The sequence below is a fragment of the Campylobacter sp. RKI_CA19_01128 genome (genome assembly GCF_025771175.1).
Lineage (GTDB): Bacteria > Campylobacterota > Campylobacteria > Campylobacterales > Campylobacteraceae > Campylobacter_D.
The window spans coordinates 120030-140337 of record NZ_JAKMPU010000002.1; the positions used below are offsets into that span (position 1 = coordinate 120030).

The window sequence follows — 20308 nt, forward strand, 5'->3', positions numbered from 1 at the left end:
TTATTAAATTAAGTTTAAATTAATATTTTTTTTATGGTCAAATACAAAAAAATATTAATTTATATAATTAATTAACAAAATTAATATTGGTTTATATTTTTTTATAATATAATTTCACATTAGTTTTTTATATTAAAAAGGTGTAAAAATGACCCAAGAAGAATTAGATGCTTTAATGAATAGCACTGAAGATTTAGATCTTGATTCTGTAGAAGAAACAGAAACAAAGCCTGAAACAGAGTATGAAGATGAGGAAAAAAATAAACAAATTGTTGATGCAATGATTAATGGTGATTATAAAGCAAGAGCAGATATGGCATGGCCACCACCACCACCTAGCAAAGAACATAAAGTTGTGCATCAGCTTGATGATGTTACAAGAGATAGTGAAATCAAAGCTACTGAAATGATGGAAAAGTTAGAAATTATTAATGATTTCTTTGCAAATTCAGAAAATGAGCTTTGTGTAATTAGTGATGCTCTGAATAAAAATATAGAAATTTTTGAAAAGCTAAATGCAAAATTTCCTAATGTTGTAAGCTTTAAAGAAGCCATAGAAACTAACAATAATGCTAAAAATATTATAGATGAAATCACGGGTTGTTTACAAACTGGACAAGATGAGGTTATGATGGCAATGGATGCTATGCAATACCAAGATATTCACCGTCAAAAAATCGAACGTGTTATTAATGTTATGAGAGCTTTAAGTAGATATATGAGTAGTTTATTTGAAGGTAAAATTGATGATGAAAAACGCGTAGGATCGGCTGTGCATATTGAAGGTGATACAACTACAGATGTTGTAAGCAATGATGATATTGAGGCATTAATCGCAAGTTTAGGCAAAAAATGATTATTCCTGAAATAGTAGCTCCTGCGGGAAATTTTACAAAATTAAAAATAGCGTTAGCTTATGGAGCTGATGCTGTTTATGCGGGAGTGAGTAATTTTTCATTAAGAGCAAGAACTGCTAGAGATTTCAATTATGAAACTTTTAAAGAGGCTATTGATTATACTCATACAAGAGGAAAAAAAATTTATGTAACCATTAATGGTTTTCATTTTAGTTCACAAATTGAGGGTTTAAAAAGGCATATTTTAAAATTAAAAGAAATGAAACCTGATGCTTTTATAGTAGCTTCTGTAGGTGCTATGCGTTTAGTTAAAGAACTTGCACCTGAAATCAATCTTCATGTATCCACTCAAGCTAATATTTTAAACTATTTAGACGCTCAAGTCTATAAAGACATGGGAGCTAAGCGTGTTGTTATAGCAAGGGAGCTTGGTTTAAAAGATGCAAAAGATTTGAAAAACAATTGTGATATCGAGCTTGAAAGTTTTGTGCATGGCTCTATGTGCTTTGCATATTCTGGTAGATGTTTAATAAGCTCAGTACAAAGTGGACGCATGAGCAATCGTGGTTCTTGCGCAAATGATTGTAGATTTAATTATGAGCTTTATGCGAAAAATCCAGAGACAAATACACTTTTTAGATTAGAAGAAGATGAAAATGGCACACATGTATTTAATTCTAAAGATTTAAATTTAAGCTCATATATTCAAAAGATCATGCAAGAAAATTGTATTCATGCTTTTAAAATAGAAGGAAGAACAAAAAGTGAGTATTATGTAGCTTTAACTACAAGAACATATAAAATGGCAGTGCAAGATGTATTGGAAGACACTTTTGATGCTGCTAAATATGAAAAAGAAATCCATACTTTAAAACACAGAGGTTTTACGGATGGATATTTAGTCTCAAGAGCCTATGAAAAAACCGATTCTATTAATCACAATACAAGCATAGAAGAAGGAACTCATCAAGTGCATGCTATTAGTGAAGATGGTGAGTTTTTTAAATGTAAAGGCAAGATAGAATTAAACAAAGAATATGAAATTTTAGCTCCGGTTAATTCTAATATAGAATTAGGAGAAAATAAACTAGGTTTAATCTATGAAAATGATGGTAAGAAATTTATAGTTTTTAAGCAATTATTGGCCAAAAATAATAAAGAATTTAGTGAAATTCATAGTGGTAATGAAAATGAAATTACTTTACCGTTTAAGCTTCCAGAATTTAGCTTTTTAAGAAGGAGTGTTGAATGAAATTTGTTTCTATATTGATGGGAAGTAAGAGTGATTATGATGTAGTGAAAGAAGCTTTGGGAATTTTGGAAAAATTTGATGTTAAATATGAAATTTTAATCACTTCAGCACACAGAAGTCCTCAAAGAACCCAAGAATACATCAAAAATGCCGAAGAAAAAGGTGCAAAAGTATTTATTGCAGCAGCAGGTATGGCGGCGCATTTAGCAGGAGCTGTTGCAGCACATACAACAAAACCTGTTTTAGGCATACCTATGCCAGGAAGTAATTTAGCAAGTATGGACTCTTTATTTTCTACTGTGCAAATGCCAAGTGGAATTCCTGTAGCAACTTTGGCTATAGGCAAAGCAGGGGCTATTAATGCAGCTTATTTAGCTGTACAAATTTTAGCTATAGAGGATGAATCCTTAGCGCAAAAATTATTAGAAGATAGAAAAAAACAACAAGAAAAATTAATTCAAGATTCTAGTACAATTGAAGTTTTTCTTTAAGGAGTATTTATGCAAACTTACTTGAAGTTAAAAGAATTTTGTCAATTAGTGCATTTATCTGAAGATGTTGTAAAAGGAATGATGGCAAATGGTGCTTTAAATTTCAAAGAAGAAGAGGGTGAAATTTATATTGAGGCTAATCAAGGAACATTTAGTGTGGTTCCAACAAGCTCAAAGCAACCTGCTATGGTAAATTCTATGACTTTAGCAGGAGAAAGTTTTGTAGAAAAAACCATAGGAACTATTTTAAACTTACACGAAAAAGTTCTTGATGCTAAAGATGAGACCTTAGAAGCTTTAAAGGGTGAGAATAAATTTTTAAAAGATGCTCTTTATTCTATGCAAGAACTTTATGATGAAGATAGAAAAACCATAGAAAATCTTAACGAGCAACTCAAATATGCGCGCAATGAAGTGGAATTTCTAAAAAGAAAATACAAAATGATGTGGAATAAAACAGTAGAGTTATATGCAAATTCACCTGAAAAGCCAGAAGAAATAAAGGAAGAAAAATGACTTTTTCTCAAATGATATTAAACTTACAAGAATTTTGGCAAAAACAAGGTTGTGCCATTATGCAACCTTATGATTTTCCAGCAGGTGCAGGGACTTTTCATCCTGCAACTTTTTTAAGAAGTTTGGGTAAAAAACCTTGGGCAGCTGCTTATGTAGCACCAAGTAGAAGACCAACTGATGGAAGATATGGTGAAAATCCTAATAGACTAGGTGCTTATTATCAATTTCAAGTTTTGATTAAACCAAGCCCTGATAACATCCAAGAATTATATTTAAAAAGTTTAGAAAATTTAGGTTTTGATTTAAAATCACATGATATTCGTTTTGTTGAGGATAACTGGGAGAGTCCAAGTTTAGGTGCTTGGGGTCTGGGTTGGGAAGTTTGGCTTGATGGCATGGAAGTAACACAATTTACTTATTTTCAACAAGTTGGCGGTATAAGCGTAGATTTAGTAAGTGCTGAAATTACCTATGGCTTAGAAAGACTCGCAATGTATTTGCAAGATGTAGATAATGTATATGACATAGTTTGGAATGAATTTAACGGTGAAAAAATTACTTATAAAGATGTTCATAAGCAAGGTGAGTTTGAATTTAGTAAATATAATTTTGAAGTAAGTGATGTTAAAACTTTAAATGTGCAATTTGAAAATGCCTATAATGAGTGTAAGAATGCATTAGAAGCAAAGCTTGCTTTACCCGCATATGATTATTGTATGTTAGCAGCGCACACTTTTAATTTGCTTGATGCAAGAGGAGCTATTTCAGTAACTCAAAGACAAGACTTTATGCTTAAAATTAGAGAATTATCTAAAAATTGTGCTTTGGTGTATAAAGAAAGTTTAGATGAAAATTAAAGAAATTTATGATTATTTGGATACTATTAGCCCATTTAGTACGCAAAGTTCATGGGATAATAGCGGCCTATTACTTGGAACTTTAGATCAAGAAATAAATCAAATTTATCTTGCTCTTGATGTGGATATGCATTTAATTGAAAACGCACGCGAAAATTCACTTTTTATAGTTCATCATCCTTTGATTTTTAAAGGTTTAAAAAACTTAAGCGGGGTGTTTTATCCGCAAAATATTCTTACTAAAATGATACAAAAAAACATAGCTTTAATTGCTATGCATACGAATTTTGACTTAAGTCATTTAAATGCTTATTTTGCTCGTGAAATTTTAGGTTTTAAGATTAAAGAACAAAATGAGTTTTTAATTTATTGTGATGTTGATTTTAAATTTAGCGATTTAATTAATCATGTAAAAAAAAGTTTGAAGCTTGATTACATAAGAGTTGTAAATGCAGGTAATGAGAAAATTAAAACTTTAGCAATATGCACAGGTAGTGGAGGAGATTTAATTTCTAGTATTAAGGCAGATTGCTTTTTAAGTGGAGATTTTAAATATCATCAAGCTTTGGAAAGTTATCATAATAAACTTAGTTTGATTGATATAGGACACTATGAAAGCGAATCTTGTTTTGGTAAAATTTTAGCAAAAGATTTGCAAAAATTTCATTTAGAAGTTATAATATCAGTTTCAAAAAATCCATTTCAATATTTTTAAGGAAAATTTCAATGAGTAAATATTTAGAACAACTTATAGCTTTATCGCAAATTGATAAAGAACTTGATGGTTTTGCAAATAAAGTAGAAGATGCTACAAAAGATTTAAAAGAAAAACGCAATTTACTTGATAAAACAGAAGAAGAAATTGCAGGTTTTGAGAAAGATATTAAAGATATAGAAAATCAAAAAATTCAAAACAACAATCATATTGCAGAATTTGGTGTAAAAATAAAAGAAATAGCCAAAAAAAGTGCAGCAGTAAAAACTGAAAAAGAAGCAAATGCTTTAAAAATTGAAGAGGATATAGCCAAAGAACAACTTGATGCAGCAAATGAAGAAATTGAAAGATTGGATAAAATTTTAGAAAATAAAGAAAAGTTTATACAAGAATTGCAAGCTAAAAGAAGCGAACTTGAAAATGAAGTGGATCAAATTGATGCTCAAACTAAAACTGTTTTAGTGGATATTGAAAAAGAAAGATTACAAATTTATGATAAAAAGGTAAAATTAGTAGGTGAAATAAATCAAAAAGTTTTAACTTTTTATGAAAAAATTAGAAAATGGGCGGGAAATACTGCAGTAGTTCCTGTAAAAAAACATGCTTGTTATGGCTGTTTTATGAGAATTTATGATAAAACTTATTTGGCTGTTTTAAAAGGTGATGAAATCATAACTTGCCCACATTGTGGAAGAATTTTATACAAAGAAAAAGAAGAAAATCAAAATTGATTTTTTTTTATTATATTTTTGCTGTGATTATATATATAATTGCAGCTCCTTTTTTATTGATTTTAAGTTTTTGTAAGGAAAAGTATAAAATATCATTAAAATCAAGATTCTTTCTTTACAAAAATTTAAGGCAAAAACAAGGTGACGTGTATTTTCATGCATGTTCTTTTGGTGAAATTAAAAGCCTTATTCCTTTAATAAAACTTTTTCCAGCTTGTAAAATTTCAACCATAACTCAAACTGGTTTTGGTGAAGCTTTAAAATATTCTAAAAAAGTAAATTTTTTCCCTTTTGAGATTTTTGTACCTTTTTGGATGAGACCTTGTAAAGTTTTGGTTATTTTTGAAGCAGAGCTTTGGCTTATGCTTGTGTTTATGGCTAAATTTTATAATGCAAAAGTTGTTTTATTAAATGCTAGAATTAGCGATAGATCTTTAAAAAATTACAAGCGTTTTAGCTTTTTTTATCGTTTGATTTTTAAATATATTGATGTTGTGTTTGCACAAAGTCAAAAAGACAAAGAAAGATTAGAATGCTTGGGCGCTAAAAATGTTATAGCATATAAAAATATCAAAGCTAATATAAAACAAGAACAAGTGAAAAACTATTCCAAGCCCAAAGCTAGGATTATTATATTTGCTAGTACACATGAAAATGAAGAACGATTATTACTTAATGAAATTAATTTAGAAGAAAACGATAAATTGATTATCGCCCCAAGGCATCCAGAGCGTTTTGGTGAAGTTGAGAAAATTTTAAAAGATTTTTGTCAAAAAAACCACTATAATATGCAAAAATTTTCAGACTTTACTTTAAGCGAAAATAATTTTGCAAATTTTTTTAATGCCAAATGTTTATTGCTAGATACTTTAGGTGAGCTAGAAAGTTTTTATAAGATTAGTGATGTGGTTTTTTTATGCGGCTCTTTTGTAGATAATATAGGTGGGCATAATCCTATAGAGGCAGCTAGATGGAATAATGTTATTATCTCAGGGAAATATTATTTTAATCAAGAAAGTTTATATCAAGAAGTTGATGATTTGTATATTTGTGAGAGTGCAAAAGATATAAATGTTTTTTTAAAGCAAAAATTACCACAAGCACAACTTAAAGAACAAAGTGATTTAAATGAAATTATATTAAGCATAAAAGAAGGTTTAGATGCAAGAAAAAGCTTATAAATTGCTTGCAATGCAAGAAAAAATTTCTAATAACACAGCAAAGGATTTGATTGACAAAGGCTGTGTTTTTGCTATGGGTAAAAAGGTTGTTATAGCTAGGGCTTTAATGAGTTCTAAAACAAGATTTGTTGTGCAAAAAATAAAAAAAGCAAAAATACTTTTTGAAGATGATAAAATCATAGCTTTAAATAAGCCTTATGGTGAGATTAGTGAGAATTTAGAAGGTATTTATAATGCTAAATTAATCAATAGACTTGATAAGGAAACAAGTGGAGTTTTACTTTTAAGTAAAGATGAGGAATTTAGACTAAAATGTATTCAAGAATATAAAAAGCAAAATGTTTATAAAAGTTATTTGGCTATTGTTGATGGAGTGATTGCTGAAGAACTTGAAATTTGTGAAAAAATAACTACTATAAAAAATAAATCCGGAGCTTTTAGTAAAATCGATAAATTTGGCTTAGAAGCTCATACTCAGGTTATACCTTTAATGGTAAATGCTAAAAAAACCTTAATAAAAGCAGTCATTAAAACAGGTAGAACACATCAAATCAGAGTACATTTAAATCATATAAAACATGGTATTATAGGTGATGAAAAATATGCAAAAATTAGCTCTTCTAGAATGTATTTGCATTCATATGAAACGCATATTTTTGATTATCAATTTAAAGCCTTACTTGATGAGAGCTTCAATGCTTATGGTTTTGAAATAAAAAATTTAAATTTTTAAAGGCGTTTAAAGCTAAAAGGGTTTATAATTTAGCTTTTTAAAATTTTAATAAAGGGAAAATAAAGTGTTTGAAATAGTTAGTGAGTCATTTAAATCCGCAGTTAATAAACTTCGTTTTGTTGATGATGAAAAAGCTTTAAAAAATGCTCTTGACACTTTAAAAAAAGCCCTTTTAAAAGCAGATGTACATCATAAAGTTACTAAAGAATTACTTACTTTAGTAGAAAATGATGTAAAAACTAATGGCATAGGTCAAAAACAATTTTTAGACTCAATTAAGAAAAATTTAGAAGAAATTCTTAGTGTTAAAGGTAAAAATCAAGGTTTTGTATTTGCTAGTAAGCCGCCTACGGTTGTTTTGATGTGCGGTTTACAAGGTGGTGGTAAAACTACTACTACGGTAAAAATTGCTAATTATTTAAAATTAAGAAATAAAAAAGTACTAATTGCTGCATGTGATTTGCAAAGATTAGCTGCAGTAGAACAGCTAAGACAACTTACTCAAGCTAATGAGCTTGATTTATTTTTCATAGAAAATGAAAGTAATCCTTTAAATGTAGCTAAACAAGCTTTGGAAAAAGCAAGAAATTCTATGTATGATGTTTTGCTTGTAGATACTGCCGGCCGTTTAGCAATCGATACAGCTTTGATGAGTGAGCTTAAAGATGTAAAAGCTATTTTAAATCCTGATGAAGTATTTTATGTAGCTGATGCTATGAGTGGTCAAGATGGAGTTAAAACAGCAAGTAGCTTTAATGAGGCTTTAGAAATTACAGGGGTTATTTTAAGTAAATTTGATGCAGATACTAAAGGTGGTGTTGCGCTAGGCATAGCAAAACAAATTGGTGTGCCTTTAAGATTTATTGGTGTTGGTGAGAAAGTAGCTGATTTAGAAGTATTTATCCCTGATAGAATTGTTAATCGTATCATGGGCGAGGGTGATTTAGCGACTTTGGCTGAAAAAACCGCAGCTATTATAGATGAAAAAGAAGCAAAAAAACTTAATAAGAAAATTAAAAAAGGTGAATTTAATTTTAATGACTTTTTAAATCAAATGGAAAGCGTTAAAAAACTTGGTAGTATGAAATCAATCATTGGCATGATACCTGGTTTATCATCTATGGCAGCAAATATTAAAGATATTGATTTGGATAATTCCAAAGAAATTATTCATATTAAGGCAATGATTTCATCAATGACACCAAAAGAAAGAGAAAATCCTGATTTGTTAAATAACGCAAGAAAGCGTCGTATTGCAGAGGGTGCTGGTTTATCTCAAATGGAAGTAAATCGCTTTTTAAAACAATTTAGTAATGCAGCTAAGTTGGCAAAGAAATTTTCAAACAAAAAAGGAATGGAAAACTTTATGAATATGTTGCAGCAAGCTAAAAGACCGCAATAATTAAAGCTTTTTTATGGATATATGAGTTAAAATATCTATAACAAAATTTTAATTTTTTTAGGAGTATTAAAATGACAGTAATCAGACTTACAAAAATGGGGCGTAAAAAAAGACCATTTTATCGTATAGTTGTAACTGATAGTAGAAAAAGACGCGATGGTAGCTGGATAGAAAGCATTGGATATTACAATCCTATGGTTGAACCTGAAGTGGTAAAATTTGATGCTGAGCGTTTAGCTTATTGGAAAAGCGTAGGTGCTAAATTAAGCGATAGAGTAGCAGCTATTACAAGCAAATAAAAATGGTTGAAAATTTTTTAAGAGAATACGCAAAATTAATTGTTGATTTTCCTGAAAAAGTTGATATACAAAGACAAAATTTAGAAAATAATTTTGCTGAAATTATCATTTATGTCGATCCATCTGATACTGGTAAGTTGATCGGAAAAAATGGAAAATTAATCAACGCAATAAAAACAGTCATTATGGCTTATAAAGTTAAAGATGCAACTTCATATCGTATAACGGTAAAAGCCATTGAAGAATGATTTAGTCCAAGTTGCTAAACTTGGGAAAAGTGTTGGTTTAAAAGGTTATGTAAGATTACATAATCTTAGTGATTTTTATGAGCAGTTTAAAATAGGTGCTAAATTTTTTGATATTAATCAAAAAATTTACACCATAAAGGCTTTTGATAAAACTAGATCTTTAGTTTTATTTGAAGGTTTTGAGAGTGTTGAGACTGCTAAAACCTTAACTAATATTACTCTTTTTCAAACTATTGAAGCCACAAAAGAAACTTGTAAATTAAAAAAAGATGAATATTTTTATTTTGATATAATTGGATGTGATATTATTGAAAATGAGCAAAAATTAGGTGCAGTTGAAGACATTTTAGAAAATGGAGCGGGATTTTTATTTTGTATAAAATGTGATGAAAAACTACAGACAAAGGTTAAAAACTTTTATATTCCTTATGTTGATAAATATATTCAAAAAGTTGATGTAGAAAATAAAAAAATATTCACACGATCTGCTTTAGATATTTTAGAAAATTCATGAAATATACTTTTGTAAGTTTATTCCCAGAGCTTATTGAACCTTATTTTCAAACTTCTATTTTAGCAAGGGCAAAAGAAAAGGGAATATTAGAATTTGCTTTTGTTAATCCTAGAAATTTTACCGCAAATAAGCACTTTAAAGTAGATGATTATAAAATAGGAGGAGGTGCAGGGCTTTTATTACAAGCTCAGCCTTTGTATGATTGCTTAAGACATATTAAAAAGCAAGATAAAAATGTTCATTTTGTTTTTCTTTTGCCTTGCGCTAAGACTTTTAAACAAACTGATGCTAAAAGATTAAGTAAGAAAGATCATATTTGCTTTGTAAGTAGTAGATATGAGGGTTTGGATGAGCGCATTGTGGAAGAATTTGCTAATGAGGTATTTTCTATAGGTGATTTTATACTTACAGGTGGAGAGTTAGCGTCTTTGGTGATGTGTGATGCTATTAGCAGAAATATTCAAGATGTTCTTGGAAATAGCGAAAGCTTAAGTGAAGAAAGTTTTGAAAATGACTTATTGGAAGCCCCATCGTTTTCCAAACCTTTTATTTTTGAAAAGGAAAATAAAAAATTTTATGTGCCTTCAGAGTTTTTAAAGGGAAATCACGCTAAAATCACAGCTTTAAAAACTACTTTGGCGTCTTGCAAAACGAAATATTTTCGTCCTGATTTGTATCAAAAGCATGAACGCAAATTTTAAGGAATATCGTTATGAAAAATAAATACATTGAGCAATTTGAGCAAAAACAAATTGAAGGTAAAAATGTTCCAGAATTTCGTGCTGGAGATACTTTAAGACTTGCTATTCGCATTAAAGAAGGCGATAAAACAAGAATTCAAAATTTTGAAGGTATTTGTATAGCACGTAGAGGAAATGGTGTAGATGAAACTTTCATCGTACGTAAAATCGGTGCTAACAATGTAGGCGTTGAAAGAATTTTCCCTATTTATAGTGAAAGTTTAGAAAGTATTACAGTATTAAGAAGAGGTCGTGTGCGCCGTGCTAGATTATTCTACCTAAGAGATAGAAGAGGTAAGGCTGCTCGTATTAAAGAACTTAAAAAATAAAAGTGAAATTTAGAACTCAAATATATGAAGTAATTTCCTGGGAACAAGAAATTCAAAACGGCATAAATATATCTAAGAAAATAGAAAATGCTTATGCTAAAGAAATCTGCATAACTATGTCAAAAGATAGCTTTATGAAAGATCATAAAGCGCCTTTTGATATTACCATACAAGTATTAAAAGGCTCCATTGATTTTGGAGTTTTAAACCAAAAAATTCTACTTAAAACACTGGATAGTGTAAGTTTAAAAGCTCATGAAATCCATAATCTTTTAGCGTTAGAAGATTCTATAGTGCGCTTAACTTTATATAAGCAAGATAGTCTTGAGCGTGTTGAAAGTGTTTTAAAATCTTAATTTAAGCCTCATTTTGTATAATTTTAGCTTACTAAAATGAGGAAGTTAAGCTATGAAATGGACTAAAGATTCTTGGAAAAATTATAAAATTCAGCAACAACCACAATATCCTGATGAAAATGAATTACAAGATGTTGTTAAAAAATTAGCAAAATTACCACCGCTTGTTTTTGCAGGTGAGGTGGATAAATTAAAAAAATCCCTTGCTAATGTTGTAAATTCACAAGCATTTTTACTTCAAGGAGGAGATTGTGCTGAGAGTTTTGTAAATTTTGGCGCAGATAATATAAGAGATATGTTCAAAGTTATGCTTCAAATGGCTATAGTGCTTACTTTTGCAGGATCTTGTCCCATCGTTAAAGTAGGGCGCGTTGCAGGACAATTTGCAAAGCCAAGAAGTAGTGATTTTGAAAAAATTGAAGGAGTAAAGCTTCCAAGTTATCGCGGGGATATTATTAATGGTTTTGAATTTAATGAAAAATCAAGAATAGCCGATCCTAAAAGAATGCTAGAAGCGTATTATCAAAGTGCTACGACTTTAAATTTGTTAAGAGCTTTTTCAAGAGGTGGTTTAGCGGATTTAAGAGTAGTGCATAAGTGGAATTTGGGTTTTTTAAAAAAAGCAGAGCTTGGGAGAAAATATGATGAACTTAGCGAAAAAATCACTCAAGCTTTAGCTTTTATGCAAGCTTGTGGTATCACCGATACTCCAAATCTTTCTCAAACAGCCTTTTATACTTCTCATGAAGCATTGCTTTTACCTTATGAAGAGGCTTTAACTAGGGTAGATAGTTTAAGCGGGGAAATTTATGATTGTTCAGCACATATGCTTTGGATAGGTGAGCGTACTAGAAAAGCAGATGAAGCACATGTGCATTTTTTAAGTGGAGTGAAAAATCCACTTGGTGTTAAACTTAGTGCTAATTATGATTTAGATGAGATTAAAAAGCTAGTAAGTATTTTAAATCCGCATAATGAAGCAGGAAGATTAAATTTCATTATTCGTATGGGATGTGATAAGATAGAAAATGCCTTGCCAAAATTATTTAAAGAGTTAAAACAAGAAGGATTTAATATACTTTATAGCATAGATCCTATGCATGCAAACACAGTTAAGTCAGGTAATTTTAAAACAAGAGAATTTGATAAAATCATTCAAGAAGTGCGTGCGTTTTTTGAAATAGCTATGAGTGAGGGAGTATATCCTGGTGGGGTACATTTGGAAATGACAGGGCAAAATGTAACAGAATGTGTAGGAGGTTCTTTAAATATCACTCAAGAAGAACTTTCTAAACGTTATGAAACACAATGTGATCCAAGATTAAATGCTGACCAAGCTTTAGAATTAGCATTTATCATAGCAGACTTAGTTAAAAAGGCAAGAAAATGTTAAAATTTTATGGTATTAAAAATTGCAATAGTGTTAAAAAAGCTATGGATTATTTAAATTCTAAGCAAATTGAATTTGAATTTTTAGATATTAAAAAGCTAGATGAGGAAACTTTAGATTTTTGGCTTAGCAAAAGGAGTGTTTTAGAGCTTGTAAATACAGCGGGTATGAGTGCTAGAAAATTAGGCTTAAATAAAGAAAAACTTCAAAATTTAAACCAAGATGAAATTAAAGCAATGATTTTAGAAAGTCCAACACTCATAAAACGCCCATTGATTGTAAAAGATGATGAAGTTTTTATAGCTAAAGAATATGAGAGTTTTTAATTAAATTTTCTCTCTTTGGTAGATTTTTTTAATTTTCACATCTAAATTATGAGCAAATTTAAATAAAGCTGGCACTACTAAAAGTGTAAGTAAGGTTGAGCTAATAAGACCAAATATAATAGCAATGGCCATAGGAGAATTTCCTTCAAAACCAGAACCCCTTGAAAGTGCTAGTGGAAGCATGGAAAAAATCATCGCAAAAGTTGTCATTAAAATGGCTCTTAAACGACTTTTTCCTGCATAAATTAGTGCTTTTTCTACTTCCATACCTTCATCGCATTTTTTATTAGCTACATCTACTAATAATATAGCATTTTTTCCTACCATTCCAAAAAGCAAAATAATAGCCACAAGCACAAATAAAGAAAAGTGATTTCCTGTGATAAAAATTCCAAAACAAGCTCCACCAAAAGCCAAAGGCATGCTTATCATGATGATTAAAGGAAGTATTAAACTTGAATACAAAGAAGCAAGAATTAAATAAATCAAAATCATCCCCAAAGATATAGAAAACAAAAATCCACTAATGGTATCATCTAAAAAGTCCAAAAAACCAGAATAAGCAAAAGATAGGTTATTTTTTCCTAAAATATAAGCTAAATTGGACTCAAAAATTTTTCTTACTTCACCCAAAGAAATGTTTTCTATGCTTGAAGTGAGTTTTATACTAGTAGTTTTATTGTGTCTGTTAATTAAAGAAAGATCTTTTTTATAAGAAAAGCTAGCAATACTAGCAAGTTTTATACTTTCATTGTTATGATTTTTAAGTTCTATTAGCTCTAAACTAGTTGGATTTTGCTTAAAAGCTTCATCAAAGCTAAGGATAATTTCATCTTTAAAATTTTTATAATCCATATTTCCAACGCTTAAATTTCCAAAGGAATAAGCCAAGACATAAGCAAGTTCTTGAGGGTTAATACCAAGTTTGGCAGCTTTTTCTCTATTGATATTAATAGCAATTTCTTCTTTTAAATCCCCTTCATTATCATCTATAGCAACAAAGCCTTCGTGTTTTGAAAACACTTCTTTCATTCTATTAATAGCTTCTTTTATTAGCTTTAAATCATCACCTAAAATTTGAATTTGAACTGGATCTTCAATGCCTGCTCCTTCTATTTTAGGGAGTTCTAAAACTTTTATCTTTAAGTCTTCATAGGAGTTTAATTTTTCTTGAAAAAGGCTAATAAGCTTAGGTTGTCTGAATTTTCTTTCATTTAAAGGTTTTAATTTTACATAAATTTTTGCTTTTTTAATTTCTTTTGCGTCATTATATCCTATAAGTAAATATGCATAAGCAACACTTGGATCTTGCTTTATATTTTCATATACTTTTAAACTTTTTTCTTTCATAGCTTCTAAAGATAAGTCGTTTTTGCTTTCTAATAAAATTTGTATTTCACTATCTTCTTCTATAGGTAGAAAATCCAAGCCTATTTTAGGAGCTAAAGAAAAACATAAAATAATTACAACAAGCGTTGATAGGATAAATTTAATTTTATTAGCTAAAACTTTATAAAGTAGCTTTTCATAAAATAAGTCAAGTTTTATAAATAAAAATTCACTTTTTTTATAAAATGTACTTTCGCTAGTATTTAAAAATCTAGCACTTAAGGTAGGTATTAAAAATACACTTACAAGATAGCTTATAATCACACCAGAAGCAACGCTAGTAGCTAATACATTAAAAAATAAACCAGGAACTGAATTCATATAAGCAATAGGTATAAACACACACAATAAAACCGCACTAATGCTTAAAACGCTAAAGCCTATTTCTTTGATTCCTTCAAATGAAGCTTGTAAAGGAGGGAGTGTTTTTGCTTTTTTGGCTATACTTTCAATAATAACTATAGCATCATCTATAAAAATTCCTATACTTAAAGTAAGAGCTATGATGGTTAAGCGATTAATATCATAACCTAAAAGATTAATGAGAAAAAAACTAGAAATAATTGAAGTTGGTAAAACAATAAAAGCTAAAATAGTCGCACTGATATTTCTTAAAAATACATACACTATTAAAAGTGTCAAAATCACGCCAAAAACCATATCAAAAATAACTTGATTGATATGTTTTAAGATATTTTGGCTTTTATCATAAACTATTTTAATTTCTATCTCATTGCCTACTATTGTTTGTAATGTTTTTAAAGAATTTTTGATATTTTCTATAACTTTTAAGGAGTTATAACCAGAAATTTTATTAAGCTCAAGTAATACCCCATCTTTTGTATCAAGCATTGCAAACTGCTTTTGATCTTCTAAGCCATAGCTAATATTTGCTATGTCTTTTAAAAATATTCCACTAAAAATGCGTATATTTTCTAACTCTTTTAAATTTTGTGCTTCAAAATATCCTTTGATGGTGAAATTATCTTTTGAATTTTCAAACTCACCTAGATATTGTTTAAAATTATGACTTTGGATGATTTTAGCTACATCAAGTGCATTAATGTGGTATTTTTGCAAGGCATTAGGCAGGAGTTTGATTTGAACTTGTGGTTTTAAAAAGGCTATATCATTGATCGTTCCAACTCCTGAAATTTTTTGTAAAAATGGTTTTATATCATTGTCAATCTTACGCATAAGTTTTAAATGATCTTTGGAACTTAAAAATAATGATACAACAGATCCTGTATCAGGGGATATTTTTTCTAAGGTTGGCTTTACTGGAAGATTAATAGTATTAAGTTTATCTCTAATATCATTTGCAGCTACTTCTAAGTTTTTGCCTAATTCAAATTCAACAACAGAAATAGAAAAATTATTATAACTTGTAGAATTGATATTTTTTATCCCCTGTACATCTGAAATTGCATTTTCTATTTCTTTGGTTATTTTAGATTCTATGAATTTTAAATCCCCATTAGCGGTTGTGGTGATTTTAATCAAAGGAATATCTACTTTTGGATAAAGATTAATGGGCATACTAAAAATAGAAAAAGTACCAAAAATCACTAAAGCGATAAAAAACATCAAAACAGCAATAGGATTATTAATAGCAAAACGATACAAGATTAATCCTTGGTGATGATTTTTCCTTCTCCAAAAGAACCTGGAGTAAAGTTTAAGGCCTCAACTTCTGCATAAATTTTTCGTGTTTTTATGTCTATACTTGGATAAATAAGTGTGATTTTGCCTTGGTATTCTTTTTCATTTGAGTCTATTTTATAAATAAAAATATCATCAATTTTTACCTTATCTTTAAATTTCTCATCAAAACTTAAAAGCAATTTTACTTTTGGATAAGAAAAAAAATCAAATAAAACATGAGAAATTCCCCTAGCTCCATCGCCTATGTCGATATATTTGTTAGAAATAATCCCATCATAAGGTGCTTTTAGAGTTTTTTTATCAATTAAGTCTTTGTAATGTTGTATATTTAAAAAGGCTTTTTGTTGCAAGCTTTGTGCTTTTTGAAACTCAAATAAAACATTTTCATAACTTTGCTTATCTATAACTTCTTGTACCTTTTTAAATTTTTCTAAAGAACTTTTAGCATGTTCTAGCGCAAGAGTGGCAAGTTTGTATTCATTTTGTGCTAATTTTAAGGCTATTTGCTCGCTAGAATCTTCAAGTTTAAGTAAAACTTGATCTTTTTTTACCTTATCATTAACATTCACATAAATTGCCTTAATTATACCAGCACTTTGCAAGGATAATTTTGATTGATTTTGTGCAAGCACATCAAAACTAGCATAAATTTCTTCAGCTTTTAAAGTGAGTAGAGAAAATAAAATTAAAAATACTAATTTCATTCTAAAACCTTTGTTTTTATATCAATTCCAGCTGTAAAATAATACCTTGCTTTCGTGATTTCATATTCATTTTTAGCTAGTTCAAGCTGACTTTGACTTTTGTATTTTAATTCTAATGCATTTAGGTATTCTACATATGAGCAAAGTCCTGCAATGTATTTTTTCTCAATGGCCTCAAAAGCTAAATTAGCTGCTTTGAAGCTCGCATTTAATGCTTTTATTTTAACTTTAGAAATTTCAATTTCTTGTAAAAGATTATCTAGTTCTATATCTACTTTTCTTTTAGTTTTTTCAAGCTCTAATTGAGTGATTTTGCTTGTATATTTTTGAGCTTCTAGAGCTTTTTGATTAGCACCAAAATCAAAAATTTTCCACTCAAAAGCCAAAATAAAACGATTGCTTTGTCCATGTTCTTTTAAAAAGCTTTCGCTTGTTGATTTTAGCTCATGCGGTAATTTAGGATTGTAGTTCATATCATAAAAACTAAAACTATTTTGTAAAAATATTTTTGGAAACAACTCAGCTCTAACAGAGTCTATTTTTAAATTTTCTAAATTTAATTTTTCTTGCATAAGGGCTATTTCATAGCTTTTGTTTTTTTCTGCACTTGGTTCTTGTAAAATATTTTGAAAAGAAGGCGTAAAATGCGTTTTACTAAGATTATAAATTTCATTTTTTAATTCATATAGTTTTAATTCATTTTGAGCCAATTCATAAGAGCTTAACTCAAATTTTGCTTTTATGCTCTCAAGTTCACTTTGGCTAGCAAGTCCAGCTTGGTAAAAATTTTCTAAGCGCTTGAGTTGATTTTGCAGAGTGATTTCTTTTTGTTTATCACTTGCTATAATACTTTCTAAACTAAGATAATTAAAATACAAAACACTAGCACTAAGTGCCATATAATTTGCCATGTTTTCTTTTTCAAGATGAGCAAGTTGTTTTAGACTTTGCATGCTAGCGATTTTTGCTTCTCTATTACCCCCATCAAAAAGTAAAAATTTAAGTGAAAGAGTACTCATTAGACTTTCTTGGGGTTCTATGATAAAGCGATCTTTGTTTGAGCCAAGATAAGAAACACCTAAATGTAAACTTGGCAAATAAGCATTTTGCACGCTTTCTTGTTCTAAAATACTTTTTGAAAATTGGAGTTGCTTTTGTAAGTAATTTTCATTGTTTAAACTTAAATCTATAAATTCTTTAAGATTATTAGCTAGCAAAAATAAAGGCAAGAAAAGTAAATATAAAATTTTCATTTTTAAACTTTTTGTTTTATTATAGAAAATATAACTTAAAGTAATTATAAAGCAAGAAAATTTTTAAGTAGCTTTTTACCATTTTGACTTAGTATGGCTTCTGGGTGAAATTGGATTCCATAAATGTCGTATTTTTTATGTTTTAAAGCCATGGTGATATTATCTTCACTTTGGGCTAAAATTTCACATTTTTTACCTATATGGCTAACATAAAGAGAGTGATATAAACAAATTTTAAAATTTTGTTCAAGATTTTTAAAAAGTGGGTTTGGTTTAAATTTTATAGTTTTTACCTTACCATGAGTTGGATTTGGAAGTTTAGAAATTTTACCACCAAAAACATGTGCTATGCATTGGTGTCCTAGACAAATTCCAAGAATTTTTTTATCTTTTTTAAAATATTTTATAGCTTTTAAGCTTAGCTTTGATTCTTTTGGAGAATTTGGTCCAGGGGAGATTAAAAGATGAGTAAAATTATATTTTTTAAGCTTTTTTGGGTTTTTAAATTTATCGTTTTTAATGATTTTATAAGTAATATTTAATTCTTTTAAATAAAAGGCTATAGTGTAGGTAAAAGAATCATAATTATCTATAATCAAAACTTTCACAGAAATACCCTTTTTAAACCTCTTAAAGAATTAATAGCATAAATTTCTTTAGCATTTAAAAGCTTATCTTTAGTGATATCTTTTTCTTTGATGAGCTTGTGTTTTAAGAGTGCTTGTCTATAAATGCCATTGAGGCAGTTTTTAGCATAAGGAGTAAAATACTCATCATTTAAATTTATGATGATATTAGTTCTTGAACCCTCACAAAGTATGCCTTTTTCATCAAAAAAAACTATGTCATAGCAAATATTTTCTTTCCATAGATGAGAATTTGCTTCATATAAACTACGCAGAGAAGTTTTATGGTGTGTTAAAAGATTTACTTTTACGATGTTTTTACTTATGAGTAGTTTTTTGCTTGAATTTTCTTGTATATTGCTAAAATCAAACTCATAAAGACCATTTTTGAAAAGTTTTAATTTAATAGCTTTTGAGCCTTTTTGAGTAAAATTACTTTTTGTAAAAAAATGATGATGGTTGAAAACAAAATTATTGAAATTTTGTAAAGATTTAAAATGGAATTTTTTATCTTTACTCTCTAGTATATTTTTAAAATCATGCATTAATCTTTGAGTATCAAAGCCAAAAAATTTAGCTGAGTTTAAAATTCTTTGTAAATGTTCTTTGAAAAATAAAATAGAATGATTTTTATAATACATTGTTTCAAACAAGTAAAAGTTAGGTTCTAAAATTTTGCTTTTTAGTTTTAATTCTTCAAATTCATCTTGCTTTTGTGAGTCCCACACAAGCCCACTTCCCACACCATATCTTAAAAAATCATCATTATTTTTTTTCTCTAAAGTGCGTATGGCTACGCTAAATTTTGCTTTGTTTTTATGGATTAAACCTATCGCTCCACAATAAACCCCGCGTTTTCTTTGCTCTAAATTTTCTATGAGTTTGATGGTTTCTATTTTGGGTGCTCCTGTGATGGATCCACATGGAAAAAGGGCTTTGAAAATTTTAAAATAATCATTTTTTGGCTTTAATTTTCCTCTTATTTTTGAAATAAGTTGGTGTAAGGTAGGGTAGGTTTTAACCTTAAAAAGTTCGCATTTTAAAGAATGTTTTTTGATGAGTTTTGAAATATCATTGCGTAATAAATCAACTATCATTACATTTTCGCTAATGGTTTTTTCATCGCATTTTAAAAAATTTTTTAGATTTTCATCTTCTTTTGGATCATTTGAGCGTTTGATTGTGCCTTTCATGGGTTTTGTGATAATTTTTTTATTTTTGATTTTAAAAAAAAGCTCAGGTGAAAATGAAGCTAGCTCTAAAAATTCATTTTTCATATAAGCTTTATAAGGGGTATTTTGCTTGGGATAAAGGCTTAAAAAACTCTCATACATATTAAGATTTGATTGCAAATGTAATTCTTGAGTAAAATTAACTTGATAACTTTGACCTTTAGCTATAGCATCTTTAACTTTGTTAAAGTTTTCAAAATACTTTTCTTGGTTTAAATTGGATGAAAAGTTTGGATAAAAGTTTAAATTTTTTTCTTCGCTTGTGAAGATTTTTTTTGATTTAAAAGCAAAAAAATACAAAAAAGGTTCTTTGCTTTTATAATTTTTATCTTCTAGATATTTATAAAATTCATATTGAATATAACCTAAAAAATAATATTGATTTTTATATTTTTCTATAGCTTTAAAAGCTTTTTTGCTTTCTTTTTGAGTGTGAGCTTTAAGAGTGAAGACAAGATTATCATAAAGATATTTTCCAAAGATAGCAAATGCCATTTATATC

Annotated in this window: 23 protein-coding genes; 18 read left to right on the top strand and 5 right to left on the bottom strand. The window is 28.8% G+C overall.

Going from position 1 to position 20308, the window contains the following annotated elements; translation table 11 throughout:
• Nucleotides 1-148: 148 nt before the first annotated feature.
• From L8U98_RS02255 to L8U98_RS02340, 18 genes are all read left to right on the top strand, one after another.
• Nucleotides 149-856, top strand: coding sequence for a protein phosphatase CheZ (locus L8U98_RS02255; protein ID WP_240379224.1), 708 nt, complete (start codon nucleotides 149-151; stop codon nucleotides 854-856).
• The gene (locus tag L8U98_RS02260; protein ID WP_257396754.1) at nucleotides 853-2109 is read left to right on the top strand and encodes a peptidase U32 family protein; all 1257 of its coding nucleotides are present in this window, start codon (nucleotides 853-855) and stop codon (nucleotides 2107-2109) included. The genes L8U98_RS02255 and L8U98_RS02260 overlap by 4 nt, the downstream gene beginning before the upstream one ends.
• The gene (purE, locus tag L8U98_RS02265; RefSeq protein ID WP_263663130.1) at nucleotides 2106-2600 is read left to right on the top strand and encodes a 5-(carboxyamino)imidazole ribonucleotide mutase; all 495 of its coding nucleotides are present in this window, start codon (nucleotides 2106-2108) and stop codon (nucleotides 2598-2600) included. Before L8U98_RS02260 ends, purE begins: the two co-directional genes overlap by 4 nt.
• 9 nt (nucleotides 2601-2609) lie before the next feature.
• Nucleotides 2610-3116, top strand: a complete 507-nt coding sequence (locus tag L8U98_RS02270; protein WP_039668539.1) for a DUF3972 domain-containing protein — start codon at nucleotides 2610-2612, stop codon at nucleotides 3114-3116.
• Entirely contained in the window at nucleotides 3113-3973 is an 861-nt protein-coding gene (gene glyQ / locus L8U98_RS02275) for a glycine--tRNA ligase subunit alpha (protein WP_039668538.1), read from the top strand. Before L8U98_RS02270 ends, glyQ begins: the two co-directional genes overlap by 4 nt.
• Nucleotides 3963-4688, top strand: coding sequence for a Nif3-like dinuclear metal center hexameric protein (locus L8U98_RS02280; RefSeq protein ID WP_263724803.1), 726 nt, complete (start codon nucleotides 3963-3965; stop codon nucleotides 4686-4688). Before glyQ ends, L8U98_RS02280 begins: the two co-directional genes overlap by 11 nt.
• 11 nt (nucleotides 4689-4699) lie before the next feature.
• Entirely contained in the window at nucleotides 4700-5419 is a 720-nt protein-coding gene (locus tag L8U98_RS02285) for a zinc ribbon domain-containing protein (protein WP_149062431.1), read from the top strand.
• Nucleotides 5416-6600, top strand: coding sequence for a lipid IV(A) 3-deoxy-D-manno-octulosonic acid transferase (waaA, locus tag L8U98_RS02290; protein WP_263724804.1), 1185 nt, complete (start codon nucleotides 5416-5418; stop codon nucleotides 6598-6600). Before L8U98_RS02285 ends, waaA begins: the two co-directional genes overlap by 4 nt.
• Nucleotides 6581-7333 (top strand): pseudouridine synthase family protein, encoded by a 753-nt coding sequence (locus tag L8U98_RS02295; RefSeq protein WP_263724805.1) that lies wholly within the window; start codon nucleotides 6581-6583, stop codon nucleotides 7331-7333. Before waaA ends, L8U98_RS02295 begins: the two co-directional genes overlap by 20 nt.
• A 64-nt stretch (nucleotides 7334-7397) precedes the next feature.
• Nucleotides 7398-8735: a signal recognition particle protein gene (ffh, locus tag L8U98_RS02300; protein WP_263724806.1), complete on the top strand. Its 1338-nt coding sequence runs from the start codon at nucleotides 7398-7400 to the stop codon at nucleotides 8733-8735.
• Between the two features lie 71 nt (nucleotides 8736-8806).
• Nucleotides 8807-9034: a 30S ribosomal protein S16 gene (gene rpsP, locus L8U98_RS02305; RefSeq protein ID WP_012661702.1), complete on the top strand. Its 228-nt coding sequence runs from the start codon at nucleotides 8807-8809 to the stop codon at nucleotides 9032-9034.
• Nucleotides 9035-9036: 2 nt separating this feature from the next.
• Nucleotides 9037-9282, top strand: coding sequence for a KH domain-containing protein (locus L8U98_RS02310; protein ID WP_012661701.1), 246 nt, complete (start codon nucleotides 9037-9039; stop codon nucleotides 9280-9282).
• Entirely contained in the window at nucleotides 9272-9796 is a 525-nt protein-coding gene (rimM, locus tag L8U98_RS02315; protein ID WP_263724807.1) for a ribosome maturation factor RimM, read from the top strand. Before L8U98_RS02310 ends, rimM begins: the two co-directional genes overlap by 11 nt.
• On the top strand, nucleotides 9793-10497 hold the full coding sequence (trmD, locus tag L8U98_RS02320) for a tRNA (guanosine(37)-N1)-methyltransferase TrmD (protein ID WP_263724808.1): 705 nt from the start codon (nucleotides 9793-9795) through the stop codon (nucleotides 10495-10497). The genes rimM and trmD overlap by 4 nt, the downstream gene beginning before the upstream one ends.
• A gap of 11 nt (nucleotides 10498-10508) precedes the next feature.
• Nucleotides 10509-10865: a 50S ribosomal protein L19 gene (rplS, locus tag L8U98_RS02325; protein ID WP_012661698.1), complete on the top strand. Its 357-nt coding sequence runs from the start codon at nucleotides 10509-10511 to the stop codon at nucleotides 10863-10865.
• 2 nt (nucleotides 10866-10867) lie between these two features.
• The gene (locus L8U98_RS02330) at nucleotides 10868-11221 is read left to right on the top strand and encodes a cupin domain-containing protein (protein WP_263706337.1); all 354 of its coding nucleotides are present in this window, start codon (nucleotides 10868-10870) and stop codon (nucleotides 11219-11221) included.
• Nucleotides 11222-11273: 52 nt separating this feature from the next.
• Nucleotides 11274-12614, top strand: a complete 1341-nt coding sequence (locus L8U98_RS02335; protein ID WP_263724809.1) for a class II 3-deoxy-7-phosphoheptulonate synthase — start codon at nucleotides 11274-11276, stop codon at nucleotides 12612-12614.
• Entirely contained in the window at nucleotides 12608-12937 is a 330-nt protein-coding gene (locus L8U98_RS02340; protein ID WP_263668432.1) for a Spx/MgsR family RNA polymerase-binding regulatory protein, read from the top strand. The genes L8U98_RS02335 and L8U98_RS02340 overlap by 7 nt, the downstream gene beginning before the upstream one ends.
• On the opposite strand, the gene L8U98_RS02345 is transcribed toward L8U98_RS02340, so the two are convergent.
• From L8U98_RS02345 to L8U98_RS02365, 5 genes are read right to left on the bottom strand one after another with little or no spacing between them, the layout of a single operon-like run.
• Nucleotides 12938-15952 (bottom strand): efflux RND transporter permease subunit, encoded by a 3015-nt coding sequence (locus L8U98_RS02345; RefSeq protein WP_263724810.1) that lies wholly within the window; start codon nucleotides 15950-15952, stop codon nucleotides 12938-12940. It lies immediately after the preceding gene.
• 2 nt (nucleotides 15953-15954) lie between these two features.
• The gene (locus tag L8U98_RS02350) at nucleotides 15955-16695 is read right to left on the bottom strand and encodes an efflux RND transporter periplasmic adaptor subunit (RefSeq protein ID WP_263668434.1); all 741 of its coding nucleotides are present in this window, start codon (nucleotides 16693-16695) and stop codon (nucleotides 15955-15957) included.
• Nucleotides 16692-17948 (bottom strand): TolC family protein, encoded by a 1257-nt coding sequence (locus L8U98_RS02355; protein ID WP_263724811.1) that lies wholly within the window; start codon nucleotides 17946-17948, stop codon nucleotides 16692-16694. Before L8U98_RS02355 ends, L8U98_RS02350 begins: the two co-directional genes overlap by 4 nt.
• Nucleotides 17949-17992: 44 nt before the next feature.
• Nucleotides 17993-18556 carry an anthranilate synthase component II gene (locus tag L8U98_RS02360; RefSeq protein ID WP_263724812.1) on the bottom strand — a complete coding sequence of 188 codons (564 nt, stop codon included), beginning with the start codon at nucleotides 18554-18556 and terminating at the stop codon, nucleotides 17993-17995.
• Nucleotides 18553-20301: a bifunctional chorismate-binding protein/class IV aminotransferase gene (locus L8U98_RS02365; RefSeq protein ID WP_263724813.1), complete on the bottom strand. Its 1749-nt coding sequence runs from the start codon at nucleotides 20299-20301 to the stop codon at nucleotides 18553-18555. Before L8U98_RS02365 ends, L8U98_RS02360 begins: the two co-directional genes overlap by 4 nt.
• Nucleotides 20302-20308: the final 7 nt, after the last annotated feature.